This is a genomic window from Siminovitchia sp. FSL W7-1587, from assembly GCF_037963795.1.
Lineage (GTDB): Bacteria > Bacillota > Bacilli > Bacillales > Bacillaceae_C > Siminovitchia > Siminovitchia thermophila.
This window is the reverse complement of record NZ_CP150169.1, coordinates 1,310,945-1,330,448: the sequence shown is the minus strand read 5'-3', so window position 1 is coordinate 1,330,448 and position 19,504 is coordinate 1,310,945. Positions and strand designations below refer to the sequence as shown.

At 45.2% G+C, this 19,504-nt stretch carries 17 protein-coding genes; 11 read left to right on the top strand and 6 right to left on the bottom strand.

Translation table 11 applies throughout. From position 1 onward, the window contains the following. The first annotated feature begins 33 nt into the window (after positions 1-33). The 4 genes from ehuC to NST31_RS06205 all read left to right on the top strand — a co-directional run bounded on the left by ehuC (position 34) and on the right by NST31_RS06205 (position 3,496). Positions 34-741 carry an ectoine/hydroxyectoine ABC transporter permease subunit EhuC gene (gene ehuC / locus NST31_RS06220; RefSeq protein WP_339164591.1) on the top strand — a complete coding sequence of 236 codons (708 nt, stop codon included), beginning with the start codon at positions 34-36 and terminating at the stop codon, positions 739-741. Continuing rightward, positions 738-1,436 (top strand): ectoine/hydroxyectoine ABC transporter permease subunit EhuD, encoded by a 699-nt coding sequence (gene ehuD / locus NST31_RS06215; protein ID WP_339164590.1) that lies wholly within the window; start codon positions 738-740, stop codon positions 1,434-1,436. Before ehuC ends, ehuD begins: the two co-directional genes overlap by 4 nt. A gap of 75 nt (positions 1,437-1,511) precedes the next feature. Further along, positions 1,512-2,276, top strand: a complete 765-nt coding sequence (gene ehuA, locus NST31_RS06210; RefSeq protein WP_339165490.1) for an ectoine/hydroxyectoine ABC transporter ATP-binding protein EhuA — start codon at positions 1,512-1,514, stop codon at positions 2,274-2,276. A 32-nt stretch (positions 2,277-2,308) separates the two neighbouring features. Then, the gene (locus NST31_RS06205; RefSeq protein ID WP_339164589.1) at positions 2,309-3,496 is read left to right on the top strand and encodes a M24 family metallopeptidase; all 1,188 of its coding nucleotides are present in this window, start codon (positions 2,309-2,311) and stop codon (positions 3,494-3,496) included. Positions 3,497-3,515: 19 nt separating this feature from the next. Here the strand turns inward: NST31_RS06205 and NST31_RS06200 are convergent, their stop codons facing one another. Continuing rightward, a complete protein-coding gene (locus NST31_RS06200) occupies positions 3,516-3,914 on the bottom strand; it encodes a hypothetical protein (protein ID WP_339164587.1) in 399 nt (132 codons plus the stop codon). Between the two features lie 334 nt (positions 3,915-4,248). Between NST31_RS06200 and NST31_RS06195 the strand changes: the two genes are divergently transcribed. The 6 genes from NST31_RS06195 to NST31_RS06170 are packed head-to-tail and all read left to right on the top strand — an operon-like array spanning position 4,249 to position 12,096. Next, entirely contained in the window at positions 4,249-5,442 is a 1,194-nt protein-coding gene (locus NST31_RS06195) for a M24 family metallopeptidase (protein ID WP_339164586.1), read from the top strand. Between the two features lie 12 nt (positions 5,443-5,454). Next, on the top strand, positions 5,455-6,462 hold the full coding sequence (locus NST31_RS06190) for a cyclodeaminase (RefSeq protein WP_339164585.1): 1,008 nt from the start codon (positions 5,455-5,457) through the stop codon (positions 6,460-6,462). A gap of 21 nt (positions 6,463-6,483) precedes the next feature. Next, complete coding sequence (locus tag NST31_RS06185; RefSeq protein WP_339164583.1) at positions 6,484-7,692, top strand: amidohydrolase; 1,209 nt, start codon at positions 6,484-6,486, stop codon at positions 7,690-7,692. Between the two features lie 18 nt (positions 7,693-7,710). Beyond that, a complete protein-coding gene (locus tag NST31_RS06180; protein ID WP_339164581.1) occupies positions 7,711-9,159 on the top strand; it encodes an aldehyde dehydrogenase family protein in 1,449 nt (482 codons plus the stop codon). Between the two features lie 30 nt (positions 9,160-9,189). Then, the gene (locus NST31_RS06175) at positions 9,190-10,731 is read left to right on the top strand and encodes a BCCT family transporter (protein ID WP_339164579.1); all 1,542 of its coding nucleotides are present in this window, start codon (positions 9,190-9,192) and stop codon (positions 10,729-10,731) included. Between the two features lie 27 nt (positions 10,732-10,758). Next, positions 10,759-12,096, top strand: a complete 1,338-nt coding sequence (locus NST31_RS06170) for an aspartate aminotransferase family protein (RefSeq protein WP_339164576.1) — start codon at positions 10,759-10,761, stop codon at positions 12,094-12,096. Between the two features lie 602 nt (positions 12,097-12,698). Here the strand turns inward: NST31_RS06170 and NST31_RS06165 are convergent. After that, positions 12,699-13,757: a spermidine/putrescine ABC transporter substrate-binding protein gene (locus tag NST31_RS06165; protein ID WP_077113088.1), complete on the bottom strand. Its 1,059-nt coding sequence runs from the start codon at positions 13,755-13,757 to the stop codon at positions 12,699-12,701. 3 nt (positions 13,758-13,760) lie between these two features. Further along, positions 13,761-15,434, bottom strand: coding sequence for an amidohydrolase family protein (locus NST31_RS06160; protein ID WP_339164574.1), 1,674 nt, complete (start codon positions 15,432-15,434; stop codon positions 13,761-13,763). Between the two features lie 172 nt (positions 15,435-15,606). Between NST31_RS06160 and NST31_RS06155 the strand changes: the two genes are divergently transcribed. After that, positions 15,607-16,845, top strand: a complete 1,239-nt coding sequence (locus tag NST31_RS06155; protein WP_339164573.1) for a MerR family transcriptional regulator — start codon at positions 15,607-15,609, stop codon at positions 16,843-16,845. Positions 16,846-17,328: 483 nt separating this feature from the next. Here NST31_RS06155 and NST31_RS06150 read toward each other — a convergent pair whose 3' ends face one another. The 3 genes from NST31_RS06150 to NST31_RS06140 are packed head-to-tail and all read right to left on the bottom strand — an operon-like array spanning position 17,329 to position 18,960. Continuing rightward, positions 17,329-17,871 (bottom strand): chromate transporter, encoded by a 543-nt coding sequence (locus NST31_RS06150; protein WP_077113090.1) that lies wholly within the window; start codon positions 17,869-17,871, stop codon positions 17,329-17,331. After that, positions 17,868-18,458 carry a chromate transporter gene (locus NST31_RS06145; protein ID WP_077113184.1) on the bottom strand — a complete coding sequence of 197 codons (591 nt, stop codon included), beginning with the start codon at positions 18,456-18,458 and terminating at the stop codon, positions 17,868-17,870. The genes NST31_RS06150 and NST31_RS06145 overlap by 4 nt, the downstream gene beginning before the upstream one ends. 40 nt (positions 18,459-18,498) lie before the next feature. Continuing rightward, entirely contained in the window at positions 18,499-18,960 is a 462-nt protein-coding gene (locus tag NST31_RS06140) for an Lrp/AsnC family transcriptional regulator (protein WP_077113185.1), read from the bottom strand. Between the last annotated feature and the right edge of the window lie 544 nt (positions 18,961-19,504).

The window sequence follows — 19,504 nt, the reverse complement described above, 5'->3', positions numbered from 1 at the left end:
AGAGAAGTAAACAAAAGGAGAGGAGCGGTGATCATGACTGCCGCTCTTTTGTTTCATCAGAAAACAGAAGGAGGCCGAAGAACGATAGATTCGTATATACAGTTTCTTCCAGAATTGTTGCAGGGAGCGAAAGTCACCATCCAGGTGCTGGTTTTATCGGCGGTGTTAGCTTTTTTCCTTGCCTTTCTTTTCGGTTTGGGCAGAGTGTCGCGCTTTTGGATCGTCCGGTTTTTGACGGGAGTGATGGTCGAGCTGTTTCGCGGCACTTCCCTGCTTGTGCAAATGTTCTTTTTCTTCTTTGCTCTCCCGGCCTTTGGTGTGGAACTGTCTCCGTTTACAGCAGGGGTGATCGCCCTTAGCCTGAACTATGGGGCTTATGCATCGGAGATTGTCCGGGGAGCGATTTTGGCCATACCCGGCGGACAGACGGAAGCCGGTATTGCTCTTAATATGACTCGTTGGCAGCGAATGCGGCTCGTCATTTTGCCGCAGGCGTTTAAAATCATGCTGCCCGGGTTCGGAAATATTTCGATTGAACTCCTGAAAGGAACGTCACTTGTCTCGCTCGTGACTCTGGCCGACCTGACGTTCCAAGGCAGGATGCTGAAAGATAATTATACGGGGGATCAGGTGGAAATCTTTACGCTTCTTCTCCTGCTCTATTTTGTCATCGCCCTGCCGCTCATATTTGGCGCGCGTTGGCTTGAAAAACGCGCGGCGAAGGGAGTGGCGGCCGGATGACCTGGGATTGGGGTTTTGCGATTGATATTTTTCCGAGAATTCTCAAGGCGATGTGGATTACGCTTGGCGCGACAGTTGTCGCTTATCTCATTGCGCTTGTGCTCGGGCTTGTGCTGACACTGCTTCGCCGGGCGAAGATCAAGCCGGTGAAGTGGCTGGCGGTCGGATTTATCGAGTTTGTCCGCAGTACGCCGCCACTCGTCCAACTGTTTTTCCTCTTTTATGCTTTGCCGGAAATTCCGTACATCGGTTTTGCCATGAGCCCGTTTCTCACGGGTGCCTTGGGACTTGGCATCCACTACAGCACGTATGTATCTGAAATATACCGCTCCGGGATAGAGGCGGTGCCCAAAAGCCAGTGGGAAGCAAGCACGGCGCTGAACTTTTCCCGGACTCAGACATGGGTGAAAGTGATTTTGCCGCAAGCGATTCCGCCCGTCATCCCGATGCTTGGGAATTATCTCATCGTGTTGTTTAAAGAGACGCCGCTGCTATCCGCCATTTTGGTGGTGGAGATGTTGCAGACGGCCAAAATCATCGGGTCTGAAACGTGGCGTTATTTGGAACCGATCACGATTGTGGGACTGTTGTTCCTGCTTTTGAGTTACCCGTCGTCCCTGCTTGTGCAGCATGTGGAGAAAAAGCTGAAAAGGGCAGGCGGCAAACACCATGCCACGAAAGGAGTGAGCCTGTAAATGACCGTATTGAAAAAAGCCGTTGGGGACGATCCGGCCCCGGGAGCCATCCAAGATCATCCGCCAGAACGTCCGATGGTTTCTTACCAGGATATCCGCAAATCGTTCGGGGAAACGGAAGTGTTAAAAGGAATTGAGCTTGATATCAAGCCGGGGGAAAAGATCACGATTATCGGTCCGAGCGGCTCGGGTAAAACGACCATTATCCGGATGCTCATGACATTGGAGGAACCGACGTCCGGAGTGATTGAAGTAGACGGAGAGCCGCTGTGGCACAAGGAAGTCAACGGAAGACTAGTGCCCGCGGATGAGAAACATTTGCGGAAAGTGCGCGGGAAAATCGGAATGGTCTTTCAACAGTACAACCTCTTCCCGCATATGACGATATTAAGGAACGTTATCGAGGCGCCGATCCATGTGCTTGGTGTGCCGAAGCAGGAAGCGGTGGAGCGGGCGCTTGAAATGCTGGAGAAAGTCGGATTGAAAGACCATGTCGATAAATATCCGTCGCAGTTGTCCGGAGGCCAGCAACAGCGTGTGGCCATTGCCCGGGCACTCGTCATGGAACCAAAGGTAATGCTCTTTGATGAAGTGACCTCGGCTCTGGACCCGGAACTGGTCGGAGAAGTGTTAAAGACGATCAAAGACATTGCGAAAACGAGCAATATGACGATGATTCTTGTTACGCACGAAATGGATTTTGCCCGTGAAATATCCGATCGCGTCGTGTTTATCGACCAGGGAAACATTGTTGAGCAAGGGCCGCCGGAAGAAGTGCTGGAAAATCCGGAGACGGAACGGCTGCAATTGTTTTTAAAACGGTTTAGAAACGGGTTTTAAAACAACATCATATATGGAAAGAAGGGATTGATTTGTTATCGTTTAACATATTGGAATATCAAGAAAGGATCAGGAAAACAAAACAAAGGATGCAGGCTGAAGGAATGGATCTCTTGCTTGTGACAGATCCGGCGAATATATGTTACCTCACCGGATATAACGCTTGGTCTTTTTATGTCCATCAAATGCTTGTTGTCATGATTGATGAGGAACAGCCTTTCTGGATTGGGCGTGGACAAGACGCAAGTGCGGCCAAACATACGACGTGGTTGGATGAGGATCATATCATTCCTTATGAAGATGACTACGTACAATCGGATGTAAAGCATCCTATGGATTTTGTTGCGGGAGTTTTGCAGAAGAAAAAGCAAGCTAATCGTGTCATGGGTGTTGAATTTGATGCATATTATTTTACCGCCAAAAACTATATTCAGCTTACCGACGGGCTCCCAAATGCGACTTTTAAGGATGCCACAAACTTGGTGAATTGGGTGCGGATTATTAAATCAGAACAAGAAATTGAGTATATTAAAAAAGCGGCTAAAATTGCCGAAAAAGCAATGCAAACGGGTGTTGATTCGATTTGGGAGGGAGTTCGGCAAAGCGATGTCGCAGCCGCGATCTCCCATGCACAAATCAGTGGAACAGAAGATTTCGGCGGCGACTATCCTTCGATTGTCCCCCTGCTGCCGACAGGAGAAAAAACCTCGGCTTGCCACCTTACGTGGACAGACGATGTTTTGCAAAATGGCGATCCGGTGATCATTGAATTGGCGGGATGCTATAAAAGATATCATTCACCATTGGCGAGAACGGTTGTTGTGGGAAAGCCTACTGATCAGATGCAACATATCGCCAACATTGTCATTGAAGGCATCAATATGGCTTTGGATGCCGTAAAACCGGGAATGACTTGCGAAGAAGTGGAGCTCGTATGGCGCAAGGCAATTGAAAAGAGCGGCATCAAAAAAGAATCCAGGATTGGGTATTCTATCGGGCTTAATTACCCGCCGGATTGGGGAGAGCATACAGCAAGCCTCAGACCGAGTGACCATACAATATTAAAGCCCAATATGACGTTTCATATGATTCCCGGGATTTGGCTCGATCACATCGGAATAGAAATTAGTGAGTCGTTCAGAGTGACAGAAACCGGATGTGAAGTACTCGCCGATTTTCCACGTGAATTGTTTGTTCGACCAAACATTCGGCTGGCGTAACTGTAAAAAGAGTATTTTTTTATGAGGTTGTCGCAAAGGCCGCGGCAGCCTTTTTACAGCTAATCCGATTTCGATAATCGACAAACAGAGGTCGAGCCATTTCGCAACTTTTGTAACGAATGGGTTGAATAGATGTTGCAGCTCGTTTTTTTCCTGTAACGATATTGGCGAATAGTGGTGGATCCCGCTTTTTTCCTGTAACGATATTGGCGAATGGTGGTGGATCCCACTTTTTTCCTGTAACGATATTGGCGAATGGTGGTGGATCCCGCTTTTTTCCTGTAACGATATTGGCGAATGGTGACTGATTTCCATTTTTTCCTATAACGCTGTTGGTGAATGGTGACTGATCTCCACTTTTTTCTTGTAACGAATAGGGTGAATGGAACTGCTCCCCAATTACGTCCTGTACTGACATCGGTAGAATGGCGTTGGCTCCCTATTTTTGTCCTGTAATGAAATCGATAGAATGTTGGCTGAGGAACGGCGTTTTCGCTTAATGCCAAACGGCTTTCATGGTGGCAAGAGAGAAACGGGCTCGCGCTTTTTCGGAATCTGTATCACGAGTAAAATGCAACAAGTTTCGTGTTCTTTATCTATAAGGGCGCTCCTTTTTTGATCATGTCAACTTGGAAAAATTGTATAAAAGCGGGGGTGAAAAGTTCATACAAAATGAACGATGTTTTTCCGATAACCGTCATTTTATAATGAGATTACAGCTTTGAAAGCACTTGCATAAAGGAGGCGTTTATATGTTGGCATTCAGTCATCAAGAATACCAAAACAGGCTGATGAAAACAAAGAAAAAAATGCTGAAAAAAGGAATCGATGTATTGCTCATTACAAACCCCGCAAATATGAACTATTTATCAGGTTATAACGGATGGTCTTTTTATGTTGATCAAGTTTTGGCCGTGATAGCTGACGAGGAACAGCCGATTTGGATTGGCAGGCATATGGATGCTAACGGAGCAAGGGCTACGACTTGGTTGTTTGAAAGTAACATTATTCCTTATCCTGACACGTACATTCATTCAGAAAAGCATCCCATGGAATTTGTCGCCGATATATTGCATCAAATCGGCCAGTCAAACCGAAGAATCGGACTTGAAATGGAATCTTACTATTTCTCGGCTCTGGCTTATGAGCGTCTCAAGCAGAGCCTCCCGAACGCCACTTTTGTGGATGCGAGCTTGCTTGTAAACTATATTCGCATCATCAAATCGGAACAGGAAATTGAATATATAAAACGGGCGGCGAAAATTGTTGAAAGAGGGATGGATACCGCTGTTGCCCACATTGCCGAAGGTGTCCGGGAATGTGATGTGGTCGCGCAAATTTATAAAGAGTTAATCACGGGAACACCCGAATTTGGAGGAGATTATCCATCTATTGTTCCGTTGCTCCCCTCGGGAGAAAATACATCGACACCACATTTAACATGGACCGATCGACAATATCAATACGGTGAAATGGTCATTATTGAATTGGCCGGGTGTCATCAGCGCTACCACTCTCCGCTTGCCAGGACCGTCTCGATTGGCCAGCCAAGTGAAGAAGCATTGGAAGTATCGAAAATCGTTGTTGAAGGTTTAAATACAGCGTTGGATGCGGTAAAGCCGGGGATAACTTGCGAAGAAGTGGAGATGGCTTGGACAAATGTCATTCAAAAATATGGCATTGAAAAAGAATCCCGGGTCGGTTATTCGATGGGCTTAAATTACCCGCCGGATTGGGGGGAGCATACGGCTAGCATCAGACGGGGAGATCTGACCGTCCTTCAGCCCAATATGACTTTTCATTTAATTCCGGGCCTATGGTTTGATGAATACGGCATTGAAATCAGCGAGTCGTTCCGGGTAACGGAGAATGGTTGTGAAGTGCTGGCGAATTACCGCAGGGAGCTCATTGTAAAAGAGGATTTGGACTTAACGATTATCAGTTAGGTGGTGAAAACCATGCATATTTTTACGGAAAGCAAAATCAAACAGTTTGTCACGTTAAATGAACAGGTGCTACCTGTCGTTGAGGATGCTTTCACACAACTGGCGACAAAAGAAGTGATCATGCCGCCCATCATGAGAGTAGACGTTAAAGAAAACAACGGGGAAGTGGACGTAAAAACAGCTTATATTCCAGGAAAAGATTTGTTTGCCTTAAAAGTATCATCCGGATTTTTCAATAATGATCAGCTCGGGCTTCCGAGTGCCAACGGGTTGATGATGTTGATCAGTGCCGTCACCGGCGAACCGAAGGCCTTGCTTTTGGATAACGGCTATCTAACGGAGATTAGGACGGCTGCCGCCGGAGCGATCGCTGCAAAGTATTTAGCAAAAGAGCGCGTAAAGACGGTTGGGGTGATAGGGACCGGGGCACAAGCCCGCTATCAAATGAAAGCGTTACAACTTGTGAGGGATTTTGAACGGATCATCGTTTTTGGGCGTTCCCGGGAAAATGCCCGAAAGTTCAAGGATGAAATGGAGGACATTTTACAAGTCGACATCCAATTGGAAAACACAGCGGAAGCAGTCGTGCGAAACAGCGAAATTGTCGTAACGACAACACCTGCCAAACAACCGATTATCCAGGCGGATTGGCTTCATTCTGGACTGCATATTACAGCAATGGGTTCTGACGCCGAAGAAAAGCAAGAATTGGCGGCCAACATTCCGAAAATAGCAGACAGATATGTGTGCGATACGAAAGCGCAGTGTGAAAGGCTCGGAGAATTGCACCATGCCATTGCGCAAGGTTATCTCTCTTCAGATGCTCCCGTAATCGAGCTTGGGGAAGTGACGGCAGGAAAAATGGCGGGAAGACTACATGATAAAGAAATCACGGTATGCGACCTGACTGGAACGGGTGCTCAAGATACGGCGATTGCGTTATATGCCTATCAATTTTTAATAGAAAATGGAGAGATTGGGCTGGAGATCCACAACAAAAAATCTCATCATTTCACATAAAAAGCGTTTGGGGGATTAGGGATGACAGCGGGTCAAACTTCGATTGTTAGTGAAGCACAGGCGGCAGCAGCAAAAATGAGAGAGTGGCGCCGCCACCTTCATCAGTATCCTGAATTGAGTTTTCAGGAACATGATACGGCTGCATTTGTTTGCGAGAAGCTAAAAGAGTTGGGCAATGTTGCCATTGAAACGGGAGTGGCCAAAACCGGAGTAGTGGGGACAATCTCATCAGGTAGCGGGCCAGTCATCGCTTTGCGCGCTGATATGGATGCCCTTCCGATTGATGAGATAAATGAACATGAGTATAGGTCTAAACGAAAAGGCGTGATGCATGCTTGCGGGCATGATGCCCATACAGCGATTTTACTCGGTGTGGCCACCATGTTTTCCAATCTTTTTAAGCAAGGAAAAGTGGAAGGAACAGTGAGATTGATATTCCAGCCGGCTGAGGAAGATACCGATCATGAGGGACTGTCAGGTGCTCCAAGGATGATTCAAGAAGGAGCATTAGATCATGTGGAAACGATATTGGCACTCCATGTATGTCCGTGGCAACCCCCAGGGGTTATCCAAGTAAATGATGGATTTAGCATGGCAAATGTTGATGTCTTCCAAGCGAAAATCATCGGGGAAGGCGGACATGGAGGATATCCTCATCTTACAAAAGATCCTATATGGATGCTGGGAGCCATCCTTCCATCTTTTTACGGATTGATTTCTAGAAGGGCCTCTCCTTTGGAAACCGCCGCTGCAAGCATTGGAAAAATTCACACTGGAACCGCAAGCAATATCATTCCTCAAGAGGTGGAGATTACAGGGACGATCCGTACGTATTCACCTGATACAAGGGAGAAGCTTGGGCGCGAGGTGGAAAATGTTTTTAAAATAGCGGAGTCATTAGGAGGGAGGTATTCCTTCACTTTAGAGAAGGGAGAGCCCGCCTTGAAAAATGATCCTCGCATCAACACTCTGCTAACGAAAGTGGCGAAAGACTTATATCCGGATATGAAGGTGGTAAAAGCTCCTTTTGGCATGGGCGGGGAAGACTTCGGATACATGACGGAAAAAGTGCCGGGTTCGATGTTTTTTCTAGGATGTGCGCTGGAGGACGGAAAAAACCGTGATCTTCATACCAATATTTTTGATATTGATGAACGTTGCCTTGAAATCGGAGCTTCCATTTTAACCGAAACGGCCATCCGTTTATTGGCAGGAAAAATAGATTGTTAAAACATCCGGAAAGGCGTGATGGAATTGTCGACAAAAGTGCTGGGGCGGGAAATGTATCTCGCCGGGAAATGGGTTGGAAGCGAAAAGACGATAGACGTTCTTAATCCCCAGGATAATGCTCTGATTACAACCGTTCCCGCCGCTACGAAGGAAGAGATGTTATTCGCCATTGAAGAAGCAAAAGAAGGGGCAAAAGTGGCGGAGGCATTGCCCGTCCACATGAGGATGAGCATTTTAAACCGGGCGGCGGATTATATTGAACACCGAAGTGAAGCATATGCTGTCACGATTTCACAAGAAGGAAGCAAAACAATCCGGGAAGCGAGAAATGAAGTGAAGCGTTGTATCCAAACACTGAGGTTGAGCGCCGAAGAAGCCAGGCGAGTTCAAGGAGAAACCATTCCCTTTGATCAATCGGAAACAGGTGAAAACCGCGTCGGCTATTATTATCGTTTCCCAATCGGAATCATCGGGGCCATCACACCGTTCAACGATCCTTTAAATTTGGTCGCCCATAAAGTAGGGCCGGCGATCGCCTCGGGAAACGCCATTATCGTAAAACCGGCAGCGGTGACCCCTTTAAGCGCGTTGTTGCTGGCGAAGGCTTTCGATTATGCGGGACTTCCGCCGAAAATATTATCTGTAGTAACAGGAACTGGAAGAGAAATAGGAGATGTGCTTGTGACGCATCCGGCCATACGCATGATTTCTTTCACAGGAGGGTTGGAAACAGGGGAGCGGATCGCGCGCAAAGCAGGTTTGAAAAAATTAAGCATGGAGCTTGGTTCCAACTCTCCAGCGATCATTTTGCAAGATGCGAATATCGAAGAAGCCGCTAGGGCCTGTGTTTCGGGCGCATTTTCCGCAGCCGGACAAAATTGTATCGGTGTGCAAAGAATGTACGTTGAACAAGAAGCATATGAATCGTTTAAAGAACAGTTCATTGTGGAGACCGCCAAATATAAAGTGGGTGATAAAGGGCTTGAAGCGACGGACATGGGCCCTCTTATACACGAAAAAGAAGCAATCCGCGTGGAAAACTGGGTAAAAGAAGCTGTCGCAGCGGGGGCAAATCTCTTAATTGGGGGCGAACGCAATGGGGCTTTTTACTCCCCCACAGTCATCGAAAACGTGCCGGAACATTGCACCATTGCCCAAGAAGAAATATTTGGCCCCGTCGCATTACTATATGCAGTCGATGATGTGGAGGAAGCCATCAATAAAGCCAACAATGTCCATTACGGTCTTCAAGCCGGGATTTTTACAAAGGATATCGATAAGGCATTTCAGGTAATCCATCGGCTGAATGTGGGCGGAGTCATGATCAATGACAGCAGTGACTATCGAATTGATGGGATGCCGTTTGGCGGTGTGAAAGGTTCGGGGCTCGGGCGTGAAGGAGTCAAATATGCCATTCAAGACATGACAGAACCAAAGGTTGTCAGTTTCAGACTTGGAATCAAGTAAAGGATCAGAGAATGAGCAGAGGAGTCATATATGAACAATAAACAAAACTCGAGTTTCATGAATAGCACTTTCTGGACTTCATCGGTCATTGTTTTTTTGGCTGTTTTATGGGGAGTGATCGATCCGGGAAGTCTGGCAAATGCGGCTAATACAGCCTATGAATTTATGACAAATTCATTTGGATGGTTCTATCTATTGTCTGTCTTGTTTATCGTCATTTTTCTCTTTGTTCTGGCCGCCAGCAAATACGGAAAGATAAGGCTCGGAAAGGATGATGAAAAGCCGGATTATCCTTTCTATACATGGATCGGCATGTTATTTAGCTGTGGTTTTGGAGCGGGGCTTGTCTTTTGGGGAATCGCCGAGCCGATGAGCCATTTCGTAGAAAGCCCCCTCCCTGTCGAGGGAAAGACGCCCGAATCAGCCAGGGTCGCCATGCAATACTCTTTCTTTAATTGGGGTGTACATCAATGGTCTGTTTTTACAATCGTCGGGCTTGCTATGGCTTATTTTCAATTCCGCAAAGGGGAAAGTGGCGAAATGAGCACGATATTGAAGCCGCTGACGGTAAAAAAGGGAATCCATAAAGCGATTAATATACTGGCGGTCATCGCCACGGTGATGGGCGTGGCGACTTCCTTGGGCATGGGGATTTTGCAAATTAACGGCGGTCTCGATTACGTATTTTCCATTTCGCAAAATAATGTCAACCTGATGATCATTACGGCGCTTTTGCTCGTCATGTACCTCACTTCTGCCGTAACGGGTCTTGACAAAGGAATTAAATGGCTAAGCACATTGAATTTAAGTTTGGCCTTGGGGTTGATCATTATTGTCCTGATTTTGGGACCCACCCGTTTTATACTGGATGGCTTAGTACTCGGTATAGGGGATTACATTCAACACTTTTTCGGAATGAGTTTGGGCATTTCTCCTTATGACAACGGAATGTGGACAAAAGAGTGGACTGTCGCCTATTGGGCGTGGGTAATCGCCTGGTCGCCTTTTGTCGGGGCTTTTATTGCCCGAATTTCAAAAGGGAGAACCATCCGTGAATTCATTTTCGGTGTATTGATCGTGCCCCCATTCATCGCCATTGTCTGGATCGGCGTATTTGGCGGAACAGCCATCCACATGGATCTATTTCAAAATGCGAATATTGCCGCGGCCGTCCAAACCGACGTGACAAGTGCCTTGTTTGCCACTTTTGAACATTTTCCAATGAGTACGCTGTTATCTCTTATTTTTATCGTACTGATTGTTACATTTTTAGTGACATCTGCCGATTCAGCCGCTTTTATATTAGGCATGATGACTTCCAAAGGAAACTTAAACCCTTCGATGATGGTAAAAGTGATATGGGGTGTACTCATGGCAGCAATCGTCGTTGTACTTATCAAGAGCAGCGGGCTTCAAGGACTGCAGACAGCTTCCCTCGTGACAGCGCTGCCTTTTACAGTCATATTGCTTTTGATCACCTATTCACTGATCAAAACAATTAAGGAAGATCATAGACCAAATATGACAGCGGAATCGATACCTGAATTTGTCAGAAAAAGAAAGGCTCAATAAATATAAAATTCATAGGAGGAATACAACATGTCTTTACAAATGAAAAATGAAGCGAAAATAAAATTTACGGAACTCGCGGAATTAGACAAAAAACACTTTTTGCATCCGTCCACTTCTATTAGACAGCATGTGGAAAATGGACCGGGTTTTATTTTTACAGAAGGAGAAGGCATTTATTTAAAAGACATCAGAGGCAGGAAATTGATTGACAGCTTATCATCTCTTTGGAATGTCAACATCGGGCATGGAAGAACGGAGCTGGGCCAGGCGGCGGCAGAGCAAATGTCAAAACTTGCTTTTAGCTCCACTTTCGGAGGAAACAGCCATGAACCTGTCATCGAACTGGCGAAAAAGGTGGCGGAATGGACACCGGGTGATTTGAACACCACCTTTTTTACTTCCGGAGGATCGGAATCAAACGATACGGCATTTAAAACGGCTCGCCATTATTGGAAAGTGAAAGGCCAGCCAAATAAAACAAAAATTATTTCCCGCAGCCTTTCTTATCATGGGGTTGCGATGGGATCGACAAGCGCAACGGGAATTGAGCCGTTCAGGGAGTTTACCACTTCTTTGGCACAAGGCTTCCTCTATGTTGATTCATCCATTGAATCGTTGCGAGCGCTGATTGAAGAAGAGGGAGCAGAAAGTATCGCGGCCTTCATTTCCGAGCCGATCCAGGGGTCCGGCGGGGTCAATCTGCCGCCAAAGGACTATTTTAAAGAAGTTCGTGAAATGTGTGATAAACATGATATTTTGTTCATTGCGGACGAAGTCATTTGTGGCTTCGGGAGAACAGGCGAGAAGTTCGGCATGGATCTGTTTGGTGTCGTTCCGGACATTATTTGTATGGCTAAGGGGATTTCAAGCGGATATGCGCCCATCGGCGGAATGGTCATTTCCGACAAAATCAAAAAAGAATTGATGGAAAACTACGCAGGCAACTTCTGGCATGGCTACACTTACAGCGGACACCCGATGTGCTGTGCCGTTGCCCTGAAAAACTTGGAAATCATTGAAAATGAAAACATGGTTGAAAATGTCCGCAACATGGGAGCCGAGTTGCAAAAAGGGCTCAAATACCTGGAAGAGAAGCATGACAACTTGGGGAACCGCCGGGGAGCCGGCTTGCTTGGCGCCATAGAATTTTTCAAAAATGTGGAAACAAAAGAACGGTATGCCGAACCGGTTTCCGCAAAAGTCGTCGCCAAAGCGCTTGACAGGGGACTTCTGGGCCGAAGCATTGTTTATGGAGGTCAAGATACATTGGCATTTGCGCCGCCATTCTGTATCACAAAAGAAGAAGTGGGAACCATCATCTCCATCATCGACGATTCCATTGCAGAAGTGAAGAAGGAACGATAAGGAAAGATGGTGCGGTTCAAAAATAAGTTGCCATGTTAAACAATCCGCTGCCGACTTGGCGGCGGACTTGCCATTTGTAAAGAGGCGGAAAGGTATCTCTAGGAAGTGGCGAGTAAATTGCGCAATTGGCGAGTAATCTCCATGAATTGGCGAGTAAAATGCAAAAGCGGATAGTAACTCAGGAAATTGGCGAGTAATGGCAATTTGGCAAGTAATTCCGGTAAGTAGCGAGTAATGGCGTAACTTCAGGAAGTTGTGAGTAAAATGCGCAATTGGCCAGTAGCCGCTGGTAAGTGGTGATGCAGATCCAAGATGCTTATCACTTGAAATTGGAGCAATTGCAAAAGAGGCAAGTCATCTTCGTGAATTGGCGAGTAAAACGAAAAAAGTATGAAGTATTCCGGTAAGTGGTGATCATAATGCAAAGTTTATCACTTGGAAGTCGCGAGTAAATACAAAAAGTAGCTAGTAATGTCTCAGAAGTGGCGAGTACATGACAATCATTGGGAGGTAGCGAAACCATTACAAAGTGTAAACGGGTTCGCCGCGGCGCGAAAAAATAAGAACAGCTTCGAATATGTATCCGGAAGCTGTTCTATGCTTTATTGTTTTACTTCGGTCCAAATACGATCATAAAGAAGAGTTGCCTCCCCAACATCTCTCGCATATTCGGAGCGCTCGAAGAAATCTTGCGGGATGGTCATCTCTTGTTGAATTTCCTCGGAAAGAAGCTTGACAGCTTCATTGTTAGGATTACCATACGGATAGGATTCGGAAATTTCTTTGCTCATTTCCGGCCTCAGAATAAAGTCAATAAATTTCTCGGCATTTTCTTTATGTGGGGCTCCTTTCGGGATGACGAAATTGTCTTGCCATAAGAAAGAGGCTTCTTCTGGAAAGATGATCTCAATATTGGGGTTTGACCGTTTTGCCAGTGCGGCTTCCGCGCTGTACATGATGCCGGCTTTTGCCTCGCCCGTAATGAGCAGTCCTTTCGGATTGTCTCCATCAAACGCTTTAATATTTGGCTTTATTTTTTTTAGGAGTTCCCCGGCTTCTTCAATTTGTTTTTCATCGGTACTGTTGATTGGATAGTCCAAAATGGCCAACATCGCGCCAATGGCTGCCCGGTTATCTTCGGGCATGACTAAGCTGTTTTTAAATTCGGGATCAAACAAGTCTTCATATCCCTTTATATCTTTTTTGACAAGCTCCTTATTCACGGCGATGACGACAGATCCCCATAAATAGGGAACGGAATATTCATCATTGGGATCTGCAAATGTGCCGGTAAAATCGGGATTCAAATGTTTTAAATTTGGGATATTCTCTTTATTGATTTTTTCAAGCATTCCCTCTTTCACCAACATTTCAATGAAAAACAGTGTGGGAACGGCAATATCGTATCCAAGGTTGCCGCTGTTTAGCTTGGCGTACATCTCTTCGTTGGAGGAAAAAGTGGTGTAATTCACCTTGATGCCTGTTTCTTCCTCAAATTGCTGGATAACTGAATCAGGCAGATATTCCGACCAATTAAATACATTCAACACCTTTTCATCCGCTTTTCCCCTGGTTTCGGAAGAACTGCTTGAGCCGCAGCCGGACAAAAATAATGAAGTCACAAGGAACAGTGATAAACAGAATTTGATCGGTTTGCTCATTTTTCAAACTTCTCCTTTCGTTACTTCATCGTTGTAAAATTCTTGATGGCGAAATACTTCTTTTCCTTCAAATAACGTCAGCAGCACCTTGGCTTGATGGATGTTGCTTTCAGGTATTTCAAATATGTTTTGGTCCAGCACGATCAAATCGGCTTTTTTGCCTTTTTCGATCGAGCCTGTCAGGTGGTCGAGTTTGAGCGAATAAGCGCCATTGATTGTAAAGCTTGCGATCATGTGGGCGAGTGAGGTTCTTTCTGCCGGGTTATGGATCAGACGCTCATCTGACTTCCCGATTTCAATCCGAGTCACACCTAATTGGATGCCGTTTAACGGATGGAAATTCAATGTCACCGGGTAGTCGCTGGCGGAAGCGGCAATCAGTCCCGCATTAATCAGGCTTTTCATCGGATATTGTGATTCCGCTCTTTCCTTGCCAAGATAAGGCTCTTCGATCTCAAAGTAATAGCTTGGCTCTTTCATGAACCAGTACGGGTTTGGAACGGCCACAATATTCAGTTTCTTCATTCGGGCAATATCTTCACGATTGACGAGCTGGAGATGGGTGATGGCGTGCCGGGCATCAAACGGTTCGCCTTGCGCCTCCGCATACGCAAGCCCGTCCAATGCAATTCTAGTAGAAGCGTCCCCAATAGAGTGAATGTGGATCGTAAATCTTTCTTTATGCAGCCTGGCCGCCGTTTCTTTATAGACTTCCGGCTCCCAGATCAGCTCGCCGCGGAAATCAATATGTTCATACGGCTCTTCCAGATAGGCTGTTGCGCCTTCCACGACACCGTCAATAAAAATTTTGGCTGAATTTGTCTGGAAATAGGGCCCATGACGATGCTTTTTTCTTTCGGCCACTAGTTCATCCACTTGATCAATACCGAGGTGCGGATCGACAAAGAGGGAGTTGCGATACCTAATCGTCAGCTTCCCTTCCTTTTCTAATTCGCTGTATGCTCTAATCGCATTTCCATTTCTCATAAAGGGCTCATGTACAGATGTGATACCGCACGCGGCGGCTCTTTTTTGATAGGCTACAATTCCATCTTTGTATTGTTCGACGGTGTAATCGGGGATGTTTTTTGTCACGAGGTTCATCGCGCTTTCACGCAGCGTTCCGGAAGGTTCTCCCGTTACCCGGTCCCGTTCAATCACCCCGCCTTTCGGGTTGGCCGATTCTTTGCGAATACCTGCAAGTTCCAATGCCTTTGAGTTGACCCAGAGCGAGTGGTGATCTTCCGAGTAAAGACAAACCGGCACATGCGGCGCAATTTCATCCAGCCATTCTTTTCTCGGTCCGACCCCGGCTCCAATCGCATTTCCCCAGCCCACTCCGATAACAACCTCAGCCCCGGGAGTGTCATCCAGATACTTTTTTACAGCATCTGCCGCTTCCTGTTGGCTTCGGCAATGATTCAATTTGACGGTAAAGAGCGCTTCGGCTCCGCCCATACTGACATGGGCATGACTGTCAACAAAACCGGGCAGGACCAGTTTTCCTTTCAAATCAATCGTTTTTGTCCATGCGCTTTTATAGCTTTGCGCCTCCTCATTTGAGCCGACAAACAATATGTTGCCGTTGGATATGGCGACCGCTTCCGCCCAGCTTCTGTTTTTGTCGACGGTATAGATGTTGCCGTTGTAAAAGATGGTATCAGCGTATGTGTTCACAAAACTCCCCCTTTCTAATTGAAGCGCTTACAATAATATTATACATATCATAAAACATTGGGTTCACACAACGTCAATTGCAGATTACAAGTGATGTATAAAAAAGCATTGAGCATACCCCATGTTTGTTGTATAAATAGAGTACCAGTCCGGGAAAGGAGAGGTTTCCAACTTGAAAATTGGGCAATTTGCCAAAAATGTCGGCGTTACCGTTGATACAGTTCGCCACTATATGGAGTTGGGGTTATTAATTCCGACAAAAGAAAGAACCCACTATTACTTTGATCAAAATTGCATCGACGATATGACGTTAATCATGAAGCTGAAGGACTTGCAATTCACTTTGCAGGAAATCCATCGAGTCATATCCATTAAACGGGTCACCCATTTCGTGGACATCCAAGAAATAGATTTCTATTTAAAAGTATTAATCGAAAAGAAGCAGAATCTCCTTCAGGAAAAGGAAAAAACAAATCATTCCCTCCGTTTGCTGGATGAAAAAATTGAATCCATTTATCAAATGAATGTTGCGGCTGCTGTTACAGGTGTTCCCATTACATTTTTATCGATGTTCCATTGTCCGCACTGTCAAAAGGCGCTGCATCTGACAGATGCTTTTATTAAGGAACAATATGTCTTTACAGGTGCTCTGCACTGCGCTTGCGGATACGAGGCAGTCATCAAGGACGGCATTATCGTCACACCGGATATCAGCACTTCGCCGCAAAATGAACATTATATATATGATCAGCAAATGATCGAAGAAATCACGCCAAGTTTTGTCAGTTTATTGGAAAAAGGGAATCAATGGATTTTTAATCGGTTGCTGCGGCAAGACTTTTCCCATAAAGTGATTTTGGAGACAAATGTGGAGACATATGTATTTCCTCCCAAACTGCTTTGTTCCCTTACGCCGGATGCGCTATATGTGTTCTGCGGCAATACAATGGAAATGTTGCGAACACTAAAAAGGAAAATAGAGCATTTTAATCCGGGGTTGCGAGTGCTATACATAGTAAACAGCCAATTGGATCTTCCTTTCAAGCACGCAGTAATCGATGTTGTTATTGATGTATTATCGTTTAACGATTTTTCCTTGTTTAACAGCTATTTGCCTTTGGAAAAATTGCGCCCTTATTTAAATAAAGAAACGATTATTTTGGGATATACGGCTTATTATGATTTGGACGCTAAATCGCATCAACAATTGCGGAAGCTATATCCAAACTCCCATATTCAAAATATTCAGCCCCTTTTTCTGGAAAATAATCTCCTCAGCGGCGGATTTCAATTAGTGGAAAAAGAATGTATCGGATTTACGGATCATCCCGGCGAGTATATCGATTACCATATGGAAAATGAAAAGCTGTATTGCATGGCTTATGCTGCTCATAGAAAAATAGATACATAACGATATGACGGGTGCGTGTTAAGTCCAAGTCTATTTCATTAGTATAAGCTATGTTCCAATCCAAGGGGATCTATCGTATGTGGTGTGAGAGCAAACGAATCTCCTGTCTTTGCTTGCCGATTTGTTCCAACTGGTGTGAGTGCAAAGCGGGCAACTTCGTAAAAAGCCATGACAATTTATTGCGGCTTTTTACGATTATGGCGGCGCTTGCGCTACGTAAGCACTCCCATTTTTCAAAAAACTCAAGGGGATAGCAAATGCACAGGGGACGTTTTTGTCTTACTAGTGCCCGTCATCACAGTTTTGAAAATATAGCGTACCCCACCTGACCGGCACACCGTTTTTGTCTTACTAGTGCCCGTCATCACAGGCGGAAGACATGGTTTTGGTGTTAGCTGCCGTTTGATCTTTCTTCAGTTGAATCTGATCGCCACTAAGTTTTTTCAGTTGAATCTAAATATGTCTGCCTGCTGGAATCATTTTTTATGCCATAAAATAAGGTAAAAGGGCACCGCCATAAATAAAAGCGGCGACAATGATGATGGCCGGATGAATTTTCCACCAAACAATCGCTATCAATGAAACAAGGCCAATAAAAATAGATTGCCACACACCAATGGACGCAAAAGAAACCGAGCTGAATTGCCATGTGAGCTGGATCATCATCACGGCAATAACCGGCTGGACCAACAGTGTCATTCCTTTTACTACCGGCGACTGTTTAAAATGGTTCAACAATTTTAAAAGAAGAATGATGGCAATGGCAGATGGAGCCACCGTTCCTATTGTGGCAACTAAAAGCCCAAGCCAGCCCGCTTCCTGAAAACCAGTGAAAGCGGCTATTTTTGTGGCGATCGGACCAGGCAGCGCATTGGCGACTGCCAGCATATCAACGAATTCCTCATTCGTCATCCAGCCGTAATGATCGACTATTTGCTGCTGTGTTAACGGGATCGTAGCAGGGCCTCCGCCGTAGCCAAGGATATTTGCTATAAAAAAAGCCCAGAATAAATGCCAATAGATCATGATGATACTCCTTTATCATGATGCTTACCGCTTCCTCCGGAGAGTTTTCTTTTTGTCCAACTGTACAGCTTGATGTGAATCGTTCCATATGCCAAGAACGCCATAATCACAAATGCCGGATGGATGTCCAATACGCCGAGCAGCAAGAAAGCAACGACACCAAAAACAACACCGAGGACCTTCCCCATTCCGCCCCATGTTTTTACGCAAAATTCATATGCGGTTATGCCGAGCAGTACCGCGATGACGGGTCTGACAGCCGCAATCATTCCTGCGACAATAACAGATTCTTTCATTGTATAAAGTACGCCCAATAAAGCCACGATCGCCACACTGGTAGGAAAAATATGGGCGATCACCGCAACAACGGCTCCCATCGCTCCTTTTTGCTGATAGCCAAGTTGTGCCGCAAGTTTAGTGGCAATCGGTCCAGGCAAGGCGTTTGCAAAAGCCAACAATTCAGCAAATTCTTGATCAGTCATCCACTGATAGCGAACAACAGCTTCATGGCGAAATAGCGGAATGACGGAAGGTCCTCCTCCATAGCCGAAAATTCCGGTTCGCGCCATGGCCCCTGATATGGCCATGTACCCTTGAAAGTCCAAGCGCAATCCCCCCTGTATACGATTATAGTTTAAGCCCCATCCTGCTTTTGTAGCGCTTTAAAAGCATCTGGGTATCCACACGCATGATGCCTTTCATGGAGTATAGTGTTTCAAGAAGAAATTCTTCCATTTCTTTCATATTTTTAAAGACACCATGCATATGAAGGGTACTGGGTCCTGTCATATGATAAAGGCTGGTAACGGCGGGATGCAAAGCCAATTTTTCCGCTATTTTATCCAAATATTTTGGTTCTACATCCACATTGAAAAAAGCGGAGACCTGAATACCGACTTTTATCGGATTAACAACTGCTGTAAAACGTTCGATCACTCCTTCATCAACCAATGATTGAATCCGGGATTGTACAGCTACTCTGGAAATCCCGATTTGTTTGGCTAAATCGGTATAAGAAATTCTGGCGTTTTCAAGAAGTATCTCAATGATTTTTTGATCCGTTTCATTTAATGTCAAAGAAGGCATCATATTTTCTGCAAATGTATCTTTGGATTGGATGGTACTCACCTCTATGATTAATAGTCTTGTTAATATATCACGACTGATTTTGAATGTTACCCGCCTAAAGAACTTTCTGTATGCGCCCGTTATTCTCATATTTGCCATTCCCGCTCTTCGCAAAAAAACTCTTTCAAAATCCTTTGAACGCTATATCCACATGCCGATCATATAAATCAATCAAAGAAGTTGCGAAATATATATTTTATCCTCATTAATTGCGCGGGAACGGATTGCTATTCATATTTTAAAAAAACATACGAAACGAAAATAATATTTGCTATATTATATATCAAAAGAAAGTTTTTGTGGGATTTTATGATCGTTTTGTTCGTTTGTTTCATCGTATAAAAATCAGCATCGTTTTTCCTTTTTCGACAATCCTTTCAATTTAAGGGTGGGGCTTGACAAATTTTTGTAAGTGCATACATGATTAGGTTGGAGAAATGGATGAACAATCAGAAAAAATCATCAACTAAGGCGGGCATGTTTACAGGAATGGTGTGGATAAAGA

Coding starts and splice junctions, on each gene's coding strand:
- ehuC (WP_339164591.1), top strand. CDS start 34: ATGACTGCCGCTCTTTTGTTTCATCAGAAAACAGAAGGAGGCCGAAGA.
- ehuD (WP_339164590.1), top strand. CDS start 738: ATGACCTGGGATTGGGGTTTTGCGATTGATATTTTTCCGAGAATTCTC.
- ehuA (WP_339165490.1), top strand. CDS start 1,512: ATGGTTTCTTACCAGGATATCCGCAAATCGTTCGGGGAAACGGAAGTG.
- NST31_RS06200 (WP_339164587.1), bottom strand. CDS start 3,914: ATGTCAGTACAGGACGTAATTGGGGAGCAGTTCCATTCACCCTATTCG.
- NST31_RS06195 (WP_339164586.1), top strand. CDS start 4,249: ATGTTGGCATTCAGTCATCAAGAATACCAAAACAGGCTGATGAAAACA.
- NST31_RS06190 (WP_339164585.1), top strand. CDS start 5,455: ATGCATATTTTTACGGAAAGCAAAATCAAACAGTTTGTCACGTTAAAT.
- NST31_RS06185 (WP_339164583.1), top strand. CDS start 6,484: ATGACAGCGGGTCAAACTTCGATTGTTAGTGAAGCACAGGCGGCAGCA.
- NST31_RS06180 (WP_339164581.1), top strand. CDS start 7,711: ATGGAATTGTCGACAAAAGTGCTGGGGCGGGAAATGTATCTCGCCGGG.
- NST31_RS06175 (WP_339164579.1), top strand. CDS start 9,190: ATGAACAATAAACAAAACTCGAGTTTCATGAATAGCACTTTCTGGACT.
- NST31_RS06170 (WP_339164576.1), top strand. CDS start 10,759: ATGTCTTTACAAATGAAAAATGAAGCGAAAATAAAATTTACGGAACTC.
- NST31_RS06165 (WP_077113088.1), bottom strand. CDS start 13,757: ATGAGCAAACCGATCAAATTCTGTTTATCACTGTTCCTTGTGACTTCA.
- NST31_RS06150 (WP_077113090.1), bottom strand. CDS start 17,871: ATGATCTATTGGCATTTATTCTGGGCTTTTTTTATAGCAAATATCCTT.
- NST31_RS06145 (WP_077113184.1), bottom strand. CDS start 18,458: ATGGCCATATCAGGGGCCATGGCGCGAACCGGAATTTTCGGCTATGGA.
- NST31_RS06140 (WP_077113185.1), bottom strand. CDS start 18,960: ATGATGCCTTCTTTGACATTAAATGAAACGGATCAAAAAATCATTGAG.